Raw genomic sequence first — 8,965 nt, 5'->3', positions numbered from 1 at the left:
GAAGCACAAGCCACTAGTGGAATCAGCTTTGCGATGGCAAAAGCCTACCTCGCCGAAGTTGGATCCCCCCGACGCTTTACTCGCTATCGGGGGATGCACCATCTAGCGATTTTATCCTCTACTTCGGAGTTCGGGTTAAATCACGCCCCTCGAGCCCTGTTCTCGTCCATTCCTATTGCTTCGGCCCGGAGAGATGGGGTCAACTGGAGGGGTCCGATTCGCGATTCGCGTCACTTATGACTGAAGCCCCTTTGGATGAACTTTTCTCGCGCTGGAAAGCTGCTCTCGATGCCGGCACATTCGTCCGCGCCGTCGTCTCTGGCCCTACTAAGACCTCTGCCACCTCTGTGGAGAAGCTCCTCGTCCGATCCGTGGATTTGCGGGGGCAATGCCTGCTGGCTATCACCTCTCGCCGGCAGCGTCAGGACGAGGTGAAGAACTATCCTCCTGCTGATGGCTTGTCGCTGCTTCGGCAGAGCCTGATGTCCGAATACCGGAACGCATTGGTTTGCACCACCGAAGCAGATTGGCAGTGGACGGGAACGGCCACCGCTGAGGGTTCGGGTCAACTCATTCGTCACAAGCCGTCTCAATCCGCCGCTCCTTCTCGGAGCCATGACCACGCAAAGCGATCCCTTTTGGACGCGCGAGCCAAGGACTGGCTACAAGCGTTGGATGTGGTGGATCGCGAGGGGCGTATCAAGGCCTCGCGTGCCGACAAACATCGCCAAATTCACCGGTATCTGGAAGTGTTGAATCCGCTGATCTCGGGGATCGTGGGGAAGCCAGAGACTCCGCTCCGCATCGTTGATATGGGGTCTGGCAAAGGATATCTCACTTTTGCGGTGTGGCATTGGTTTCATCGCATCGCCGAACGTCCCGCCACGGTCGTTGGGATCGAGGCCCGCGAGGAGTTGGTGAAATCGGGGAATGAGGTTGCCACGCAGATCGGGGCTTCGGGACTGGAGTTTCGTTGTGGAACGATTCAGGATTGCGCAGTTGAGACCTGGGACATCCTGATCGCTTTGCATGCCTGCAATCGTGCGACGGATGAGGCTATTCTCAAAGGAGTCGCGGCCCGAGCTCAGCTCATCCTACTCTCTCCGTGTTGCCATCAGGAATTGCGTCCGCAGCTCCAGGATCCAGCCGTGCTTGCCCCTCTCATGTCCCATGGGATTCTCAAAGAGCGGATGGCGGAGTGGCTAACCGATGGATTGCGCGCGCTCTATCTCGAGGCGGCGGGGTATCGCACTCAGGTGTTCGAGTTTGTAGAAGCGGGTCATACGCCAAAGAACTTGATGATCAGCGCGACGCGATCCGCTCTCGAAGAACGATCTGGCTCGGCAGTGGCCAGGAATCAAATTCAAGAGCTCAAGCGTTTCTTCGGGCTCGTGCATCATCCGCTCGATTCCCTCCTAGCAGCGAACACCCCGACTCCGAGTCGGGGTGTTCGCTGCTAGAATTCAAAATCCGGCTGCCGGATTTTTTGGAAATTCAGTTTGACTGCTCAGAATCGGTTTGTGTTGCCTCAATTCATCCCGCTCCGCTTGCTTCTCAGACCGCCCCCACCATCCGGTCCAGTCTCTTGAGGTTGTAGGCCGGGCTTACCAAGGGTCCACTCCAGCTCCACTTTCCCTAACTCACGCAGCATGAACCTCCGAAACCCCAACACAATCTTGATGATGCCAAACACCGGCTCCACTTTCCCCGCTCTAGCTTCAAGGAAACCATCAGCTGTTAGGCTCTTTTCCGCAGGAAAAATATCTAGTAGCCTGGCTCGACGATTCCCAAGGGATAGCTCAGCACAAAAGGACTCCACAGCCGGACTTGCGTCCGGTGGGGACAAGTCTGACAGGCTGCTAGCGGCGAACTTCAGGCCGCCGCGTTGGCGAGTCACCGATAGCCGGTGCCATCCGGCTGTCGGTCGCTTCCCTGTTGGCCTCCAGGATTCGTGACGTTCCGCCGTCGCCGAGGCTAGCGCGGGACGACCGTCGCCTACAGATTTAACCTAAAGGCCGGAGGACGGACTGGGGGCGGAGATAGTCATAGAAAGTCTCCGGGCTGTTCACGCCTCCGCCCATGCCGCTGAGATTGCATCCGCCGTAGGGCACGCCGTGAGGAAACAGATTGTGCGCATTGATCCAACTGTTGCCGGCCACCATCGCCTCGGCCACTCGGTTCGCCCGATCCAAGTTCGCGGTCCACACGCTGTTGGCTAACCCGTACGTGGAACGGTTGACGAGTTCCACCGCCTGGTCCTCATCCCGAAACGGCATCACGTATGCCACTGGGCCGAAGATTTCTTCACGGCAGGCGATGTTGTCAGGTGACCCTGTGAGCAAGGCGGGTTTGACATAGAACCCGCCTTCATGGCCGGGAACCGTGGCGATTCCGCCGGCTAGGAGCAGCTTCGCCCCTTCCTTCTGGCCGCGATCCAGGTAGCCGAGTACGCGTTGTCGCTGTTTCTCGCTGACCACCGGACCCATTTGGGTGGTTGCGTCGAATTCATGGCCGATGCGCACGGCGCTGAGCGCCTCGGCGGCTCGTGCTACCAATCGATCCAAAATCTTCTCCTGAACAATCCAGCGGGTGGCGGTGCAGCAGACTTGGCCGGTGTTGGCGGTAATGGCGCCGGCGAGCGATTTGGCCGTGGCGTCGATATCGACATCATCAAACACCACTGCGGCACCTTTGCCGCCGAGTTCCAACTTCACCGGGGTCAGATTGCGTCCGCAGGCTTCTCCGATCAGGCGTCCTACTTCCGGTGACCCGGTGAACGACATGCGTTTGATGCTGGGGTGACGCGAGAGCGCTGCGCCCGCCGTTTCACCCAGTCCAGTGATGATGTTGACCACCCCGGCTGGAATGCCGGCCTCCTCTACCAATCTCCCAAAGTAGAGGGTGGACAGAGGCGTATCTTCGGCGGGCTTGATCACCACCGTATTGCCAGCCGCCAGGGCGGGAGAGATTCCCCATCCCACCAGCAAGAGCGGAAAGTTCCAGGGGAAGATGAACCCGCACACGCCGTAGGGAACGCGGACGGAACGCGCTTCGAATCCGGAGACAGCGATGGGCTCTCGGCGTCGGGCGTGCACGGAGAGATCGGCGAAGTATCGGAGGGTGGCGGAGACATTCGGAACATCTCCCGCCATGGCCGCAGTGAGTGGCTTGCCCACATCCAGTGACTCCAGCTGAGCCAGAATCTCCCGATTCTTATCCACCAGATCCGCTAGACGGTGAAGGAGCACGGCGCGTTCGTTGGCTGGCATGGTGGCCCAACCGCTCTTACGAAACGCCTGTTGGGCGGCTTGGACCGCTTGATCAACATCGGCTGCCTGTCCGGCTGCAACCGTCGCCAGAACTCGGTTGTCACCCGGGTCACGAGTTTCGAAGGTGCCTCCGCCAAGGGCGGCGACCCAGCGTCCACCGATAAACATTTTCAGTGGTTTTTCAGCGAGGAACGAGGTGAGGGTAGGATGGATCGTGGTCATAGACGAGATGGTGATTTGTTACTTCGAAGGTAGTGCTTCCGTGGCCGCTGTCACCGAGAAAGTCAGGCCAGTTTCCGCTTTGATCTCTTTCTGGGCTCACCTAAGCTCACCCCCATGTCTGGCGGAGATTTTGATATCAAATACGTGGCGCGGTTGGCGCGACTGGAGCTCAGTCCTGAAGAAGAGGCTACTCTCGGAGCTCAACTCGGGAATATCCTGGGCTACATCGAGAAGCTCAAAGAGGTGAATGTCGAGGGCGTGGAAGCAACGTCGCATGCCGTTCCTCTCGTGAATGTTACCCGCCCGGATGTGGTGACTGGATCCTTGTCGAACGCTGAGGCGCTGCAGAATGCGCCCGCGAGTGGCGCTGGATTGTTTGTCGTTCCCAAAATCGTGGAGTGACCGCCGCTCATCCCGTCATCTCTTTTCTCCCGTTCCTGCTATGTTGAATCAATTGACGATTTCCGAGTTGGGCCAGCAGTTGGATTCCCGACAGGTCTCCGCCCGCCAGGCCACCCAGGCATGCTTGGATCGGATCGCAAAGGTAGACCCTCAGGTCAAAGCCTTTCTCAAAACCGAGGCGAGCGATGCTTTAGCGCAGGCTGATGAGGCTGACCGTCTGATCCAGTCGGGCGCCAGTCGGGCCGCTCACCCGTTGTTGGGAGTTCCCATTGCGATCAAGGACGTCATTGCCGTCAAAGGTCATTCCCTGACGTGCGCTTCCAAGATTCTCGGCAACTATATATCCCCTTACGACGCGACGGTCATCGAAAAGCTTCGCTCGGCGGGAGCGGTCATCCTGGGCCGGCTCAACATGGACGAGTTCGCCATGGGCAGCTCGACGGAGAACTCCGCATTCTTCACCACTCGCAACCCCTGGGATACGTCCCGCATCCCGGGTGGGTCGTCCGGCGGAAGTGCGGCGGCGGTTGCAGCCGATGAGGTCATCGCGACACTTGGATCGGACACGGGAGGGAGCATTCGTCAACCGGCCGCGCTCTGCGGTTGTGTCGGGTTCAAGCCGACCTACGGATCGGTCTCCCGTTTCGGGCTGGTGGCCTTTGCGTCATCGCTCGACCAGATCGGTCCGTTCACCAAGGACGTGCGCGATGCGGCCAGGCTGCTGGGTGTGATTTCCGGCCATGATCGTCGGGACTCCACGAGCATTCCGCGTGCGGTGCCCAATTACGAAGCGGCTCTGGGACGGGATCTCAAGGGGCTCAAGCTGGGCATCGCGAAAGAGTTTCTGGTCGGTGGATTGGATCCTGAGGTGAAGGCGGCCGTGGATGCTGCGGTGAAGCAGTTGACCTCCTTGGGGGCCGAAGTGGTGGAGGTTTCCCTGCCGCATACGGAGTACGCTGTGGCGGTGTATTATATCATCGCGACCGCCGAGGCTTCGGCCAATTTGGCTCGATTCGACGGCGTTCGCTATTGCGCCCGAGTGGATGGTCCAGACCCTATCTCGATGTATGAGCGCACGCGCGGTCGCGGGTTCGGTCCCGAGGTCAAGCGACGCATCATTCTGGGGACCTATGTTCTGAGCAGCGGCTACTACGATGCTTACTACCTCCGGGCGCAAAAAGTTCGGACCTTGATTCGGCAAGACTTCTTGAACGCCTTCGAGAAGGTGGATGCCATCGTGACGCCCACGACACCGACGGCCGCGTTTCGCGCTGGCGAGAAAACCAGCGATCCGCTCCAGATGTATCTGAGCGACATCTACACCATCTCGTGCAATCTGGCGGGCATCCCGGGCATTAGCCTGCCGTGCGGCTTCACCCAGTCGCCGAAGCTTCCCATTGGCCTGCAGCTCCTAGGCAAGCCCTTTGGTGAGGAGACTCTGCTCCAGATCGCGCATGCGTATGAGCAGAGCACCCCGTGGCATCGGGAGCGTCCGACACTGTGAGTTGAGGGCTGCGTTATGCAGTGCGTGCTGATCATTCATGAGGTGGCTGACTATCCCGCCTGGAAGAAGGTGTTTGATAGCGCCGCCACGATCCGACGGGAAGCGGGTGAGCGGTCGTATCAAGTGTTGAAGTATCAGAATGATCCGAACCGTATCGTTCACTTCTCGGTCTGGACTTCCATTGAGGACGCTCGACGTTTTTTTGAATCTCCGCGCTTGGTCAAGATTCGGGCGGAGGCCGGCGTCAAGGCCCCGGAGTTTATCTATCTCGAGCAGATTGAGGCGGGGGTTTTGCGCTGAGGGGTAAAGGAGTCTCGCTGTCTTTACCTCCACGTATGTGGACTAGACAAGTGGTAGGGTGCCCTCACTTCTTGGCACGCGTTCCTAAGGCCGAAGCAGAGAACCCGCGGGGTTCAAAGAGATTAGGCTCTACGGGGCGTGGAACGCAGCGACACCCCCGGTCTGTCGGCCCCCTATTAACAGCACCCGGAAAGGCGTTCCACCCGTCGGCGAACGGACTGACGAAGGGATTGGGTGTGGAGCCGGGATCCCCTTCCAGGGGGGTGAAAAGCTGTAGAGGGCTACAGCACTCCAAACCGCTGGTCGCGACGTTAAGATAAGCTTGAGGTTTCCCCCTGCGAGGCGAAACCTCCTGCCGTCATGAACTCGAATCAGGGCCCCTACACTTCGTTGCCGGCTAATCTTCCCGTTCCTCGGGATGATGGGTCTTGCCGTCATCTGCCGGGAACGGACCTTCCTGACGTGTCGTTGCTCGCAACATCCGGCGAGTGGGTGCAGCCTCGTCAACGCCCAGGGTTGGTTGTCCTTTATACCTATCCTATGACCGGCCGACCCGGGGTGGCGCTGCCGGAGGGATGGGACCAGATTCCAGGAGCGCGAGGATGTACGCCTCAGGCCTGCTCCTTCCGAGATCATCATGCCGAGATGCGTCGACTGGGCGCCGAGGTTTTTGGGCTGAGTTCTCAATCCACGGAATACCAGCGCGAGGTCCACAGCCGGCTTCATCTTCCCTTTCCCCTGCTCAGCGATGAGACGTTCGCCTTCGCTGACGCACTGCAGTTGCCTACCTTTGTCTCGCACGGCGTTCGTCTGCTCAAGCGCCTGACGCTGATCGTTGTGCGTGGACGAATCGAACACGTTTTCTATCCAATTTTCCCTCCCGATCGGCACATCCACCAGGTTCTTCAGTATCTTGAGGACCAAAGGCGTGGATGATGGCCCGCGCCGAAATTCAAGAACACCTACTGACAACGGAGGCCGTTTGGGGAGAGAATAGGGGACATGATCGACTATTACGCCAAGCGGGCGCAGGAATACGAGCAGATCTACCATAAGCCGGAGCGTCAAGATGACCTCCAGTTCTTGCGTCAGTTTGTGGATCAAACATTGACCGGACATCGCGTCCTGGAGATTGCCTGTGGCACGGGCTACTGGACCGAGTTGCTGGCGGGGGTCGCGGACTCGGTGGTGGCGACGGACATCAATGAGGAGGTTCTGGAAATTGCCCGAACCAAATCGTTGCCGGCTTCCAAGGTGCAGTTTGCGCGGCAGGATGCCTATGCCCTTCCTCCCCGGGCAGAGAATTGCAGCGCCGGGTTAGGGGTCTTCTGGTGGTCGCATGTTCCGAGGATCCGCCTCAATCGCTTTTTGGATGGATTTCACGCGGCGTTGAACGATGGGGCTCAGGTTGTATTTATCGACAACCTGTTTGTGGAAGGGAGCAGCACCCCCATCTCGCGGACTGATGCCAGCGGGGACACCTATCAAAACCGTCGTCTTGAGGATGGCAGCCAGCACGAGGTGCTGAAGAACTTCCCGACGAAGTCCGAGCTGCGATCCGCCGTGGCTGGCTCGGGTGTGGATATCGAAGTGCGGTTCCTGCGGTACTACTGGATTCTCAGCTACACGCTTCGGCAAGACAAAGACAAGCTCAAGCCGGAGTGACGGGCGGCTCCGGGTATCGGACGGATTCCGGGGAGTAATCCCAAGACTCTTGAACCGCGAAGGCGAAGGACGCTATGGCTGAAGATCGACCACCGGTGAAAGGGCATGTGATGCCTGAAATTTGTCATACACCCGAGGCTCCGTCGGTCAGGGCCGACGGGGGTGATTCAGCAGGCTTCGCACCCGCCGGATCCAGTCGGTCTCGATCCAGCCGGTGGCTCCGGGTACGATGAGTTCGGTTCTCCACCCGGCATGCACGAATTCCTTGTGCATCATCAGGCGTCGACCCTGGTTGCTGGTGTGAATGATCACCGGGCAGTGCGGTGGGCGCTGGGCGAGATGGCACGCGACTTGGAAACCATTTCCCGGGTCGATCTCCACGTTGCCTCGCGGGATGAGATCGTGATCCAGTGAGATCAAGGCGGTGGATGGAAGATAGGGTTCGTACTCCGCGATCATGGTTGGAGCCTCGTGCCAGATCTTGACCGTCCACGGGGCTTGGAGTTGCTTCACGCTCCGCTCGAACGCCTCGATACGTTCGTCACTATCTTCCAGGATCAGGATCGTGACTGGCTTCATAGTGGTCCTACCCGCCTTTGGCTGGCTCATCCTGACCTGCGACCCGAATTCCAGCGGATGCTTCGTCGTCGGCTGGATGGTGACGTTCTTACGGCAGCTCGGTGCCGGTCAGCCGATGGTAAGCGTCCAAGTATTTAGCCTGAGTGCGGGTCACCACTTCGGGCGGCAGCGCCGGGGCAGGCGGGGTTTTATTCCAGTCCAGGGTTTCCAGATAGTCGCGCACAAATTGCTTATCGAAGCTGGGCTGTCCGCGACCGGGTTGATATTCGCTGGCTGGCCAAAAGCGCGAGGAGTCGGGCGTCAGTACCTCGTCGATCAACAGAAGCTGCCCTTCAAAGAGCCCGAACTCGAATTTGGTGTCGGCGATGATGATCCCTCGTTCTCGTGCGTAGCTGCGCGCCGATTCGTAGATGTGCAGGCTGGTCTGCTTGGCCTGCTCAGCCAGGTCTGCGCCTACGATCTGAGCGGCGGTTTCAAAGGGGATATTCTCGTCGTGGCCCGATTCTGCTTTCGTTGCCGGCGTAAAGATCGGTTGAGGGAGTTCGCTGGATTCCTTGAGACCGCCCGGCAATGGGATCCCACACACCGTCTGACTCTGGCGGTATTCCTTCCAACCGGATCCTGCCAAATAGCCACGCACGACGCACTCGATGGCCAGCGGCTGAGCCTTCTTTACGATCATGCTGCGGCCGGCCAGTTGCGGGGCCCACGGCTTCAGTTCAGCGGGGAGCGAGTCCTGGGCCTTCAGATAGCGATGGTTGGGGACCTGGTGCTCGAAGCGATCAAACCAGAAATGGGAGATTTGGGTGAGAACCTCGCCTTTGCGAGGAATGCCGTTCGGCATGATGCAGTCGAAGGCCGAGATTCGGTCAGTCGCCACCAAAAGGAGGCGGTCGCCTAGGTCAAAGATTTCGCGAACTTTGCCGCTTTTGAGTTTGCGGATGCCGGGCAGATCGAGTTGGAGCAGTGGCTCACTGGTCATGCGAGCCAGCATGGGATGACTGCGGAATGAAATCGAGAATCT

At 59.0% G+C, this 8,965-nt stretch carries 9 protein-coding genes; 6 read left to right on the top strand and 3 right to left on the bottom strand.

Features of this window, described 5'->3' with window-relative positions:
- Positions 1-236: 236 nt before the first annotated feature.
- Complete coding sequence (locus JNN07_11455) at positions 237-1,460, top strand: SAM-dependent methyltransferase (GenBank protein ID MBL9168348.1); 1,224 nt, start codon at positions 237-239, stop codon at positions 1,458-1,460.
- Positions 1,461-2,003: 543 nt separating this feature from the next.
- Here JNN07_11455 and JNN07_11450 read toward each other — a convergent pair.
- A complete protein-coding gene (locus JNN07_11450; GenBank protein MBL9168347.1) occupies positions 2,004-3,491 on the bottom strand; it encodes an aldehyde dehydrogenase in 1,488 nt (495 codons plus the stop codon).
- A 114-nt stretch (positions 3,492-3,605) separates the two neighbouring features.
- Here JNN07_11450 and gatC point away from each other — a divergent pair, with 114 nt between their 5' ends.
- From gatC to JNN07_11425, 5 genes are all read left to right on the top strand, one after another.
- Entirely contained in the window at positions 3,606-3,893 is a 288-nt protein-coding gene (gatC, locus tag JNN07_11445) for an Asp-tRNA(Asn)/Glu-tRNA(Gln) amidotransferase subunit GatC (protein MBL9168346.1), read from the top strand.
- Positions 3,894-3,933: 40 nt separating this feature from the next.
- Positions 3,934-5,397, top strand: a complete 1,464-nt coding sequence (gatA, locus tag JNN07_11440) for an Asp-tRNA(Asn)/Glu-tRNA(Gln) amidotransferase subunit GatA (protein ID MBL9168345.1) — start codon at positions 3,934-3,936, stop codon at positions 5,395-5,397.
- Positions 5,398-5,412: 15 nt separating this feature from the next.
- On the top strand, positions 5,413-5,697 hold the full coding sequence (locus JNN07_11435) for an antibiotic biosynthesis monooxygenase (GenBank protein MBL9168344.1): 285 nt from the start codon (positions 5,413-5,415) through the stop codon (positions 5,695-5,697).
- A gap of 360 nt (positions 5,698-6,057) precedes the next feature.
- The gene (locus JNN07_11430; GenBank protein ID MBL9168343.1) at positions 6,058-6,633 is read left to right on the top strand and encodes a peroxiredoxin; all 576 of its coding nucleotides are present in this window, start codon (positions 6,058-6,060) and stop codon (positions 6,631-6,633) included.
- 66 nt (positions 6,634-6,699) lie between these two features.
- Positions 6,700-7,362, top strand: a complete 663-nt coding sequence (locus JNN07_11425) for a class I SAM-dependent methyltransferase (protein MBL9168342.1) — start codon at positions 6,700-6,702, stop codon at positions 7,360-7,362.
- A 147-nt stretch (positions 7,363-7,509) separates the two neighbouring features.
- Here JNN07_11425 and JNN07_11420 read toward each other — a convergent pair whose 3' ends face one another.
- Positions 7,510-7,941, bottom strand: coding sequence for a hypothetical protein (locus tag JNN07_11420; protein MBL9168341.1), 432 nt, complete (start codon positions 7,939-7,941; stop codon positions 7,510-7,512).
- Between the two features lie 88 nt (positions 7,942-8,029).
- Complete coding sequence (locus JNN07_11415; protein ID MBL9168340.1) at positions 8,030-8,923, bottom strand: phosphoribosylaminoimidazolesuccinocarboxamide synthase; 894 nt, start codon at positions 8,921-8,923, stop codon at positions 8,030-8,032.
- Positions 8,924-8,965 lie beyond the last annotated feature (42 nt).

This window comes from Verrucomicrobiales bacterium (assembly GCA_016793885.1).
In the GTDB taxonomy this organism is placed as follows: domain Bacteria; phylum Verrucomicrobiota; class Verrucomicrobiia; order Limisphaerales; family UBA11320; genus UBA11320.
This window is presented reverse-complemented; position numbering and strand designations above follow the sequence as displayed.

Bases quoted from the DNA above. Each gene is read 5' to 3' on its own strand.
- JNN07_11455 (MBL9168348.1), top strand. From the start codon at position 237: ATGACTGAAGCCCCTTTGGATGAACTTTTCTCGCGCTGGAAAGCTGCT.
- JNN07_11450 (MBL9168347.1), bottom strand. From the start codon at position 3,491: ATGACCACGATCCATCCTACCCTCACCTCGTTCCTCGCTGAAAAACCA.
- gatC (MBL9168346.1), top strand. From the start codon at position 3,606: ATGTCTGGCGGAGATTTTGATATCAAATACGTGGCGCGGTTGGCGCGA.
- gatA (MBL9168345.1), top strand. From the start codon at position 3,934: ATGTTGAATCAATTGACGATTTCCGAGTTGGGCCAGCAGTTGGATTCC.
- JNN07_11435 (MBL9168344.1), top strand. From the start codon at position 5,413: ATGCAGTGCGTGCTGATCATTCATGAGGTGGCTGACTATCCCGCCTGG.
- JNN07_11430 (MBL9168343.1), top strand. From the start codon at position 6,058: ATGAACTCGAATCAGGGCCCCTACACTTCGTTGCCGGCTAATCTTCCC.
- JNN07_11425 (MBL9168342.1), top strand. From the start codon at position 6,700: ATGATCGACTATTACGCCAAGCGGGCGCAGGAATACGAGCAGATCTAC.
- JNN07_11420 (MBL9168341.1), bottom strand. From the start codon at position 7,941: ATGAAGCCAGTCACGATCCTGATCCTGGAAGATAGTGACGAACGTATC.
- JNN07_11415 (MBL9168340.1), bottom strand. From the start codon at position 8,923: ATGACCAGTGAGCCACTGCTCCAACTCGATCTGCCCGGCATCCGCAAA.